Annotated in this window: 1 protein-coding gene; it reads right to left on the bottom strand. The window is 78.8% G+C overall.

What is annotated here, in order from left to right; genetic code table 11:
* Positions 1–707 (bottom strand): putative PEP-binding protein (locus ACWJ6R_RS37505; protein ID WP_449066733.1); only part of this gene is annotated, 707 nt, incomplete at both ends.

Genomic DNA, 707 nt, shown 5'->3' with positions numbered 1-707 from the left:
CCCCGCACGGCCCGGTCCCCGCCCCGGCGGCCCCCGGCCGCGGCCGAGGCGACCAGGTCGAGCAGGGCGGGCTGCCAGGCGTCGTGCAGCGCGGCCAGCGCGCCCACCTGACGGTCGGCGGCGAAGGCGTACTGCGCCAGGTCGTTGGTGCCGATCGAGAAGAAATCCGCCTCGGCGGCCAGGTCGGCGGAGCGCAGGGCGGCCGAGGGCACCTCGATCATGACGCCCGCCGACGGCAGGCCCGCCTCCCGGCACGCGGCCGCGAACAGGGCCGCCTCCTGCGCGGTCGCCACCATCGGGGCCATCACCCGGAGCGTGGCGGCGCTCCGGGAGGCCGCCCGCGCCAGGGCGGCCAGCTGGGTCTCCATCACCTCGGGGTGGAGCCGGAAGAGCCGGATCCCGCGCTCCCCCAGCGCCGGGTTCGGCTCCTCGCCCGGCGGCGGCAGGAACGCCAGCGGCTTGTCCGCCCCCGCGTCGAGCGTGCGCACGACCACCTGCCCGCCGGGGAACGCCTCCAGCGCCTCCAGGTAGGCCGCCTCCTGCTCCTCGGCGGAGGGCTCCTGGGCCCGGCCGAGGAAGAGGAACTCGGTCCGGTAGAGCCCCACGCCCTCCGCGCCGTGCTCCAGCGCGCCCGCCAGGTCCTGCGGCCCGCCGATGTTGGCCAGCAGCGGCACGGCGTGCCCGTCCGCCGGTCGCGCCGGGGCCCG

The organism is Planomonospora algeriensis, from assembly GCF_977012225.1.
Note: the sequence above shows the minus strand (reverse complement) of the source record. Positions and strands in the feature narration are given on the sequence as shown.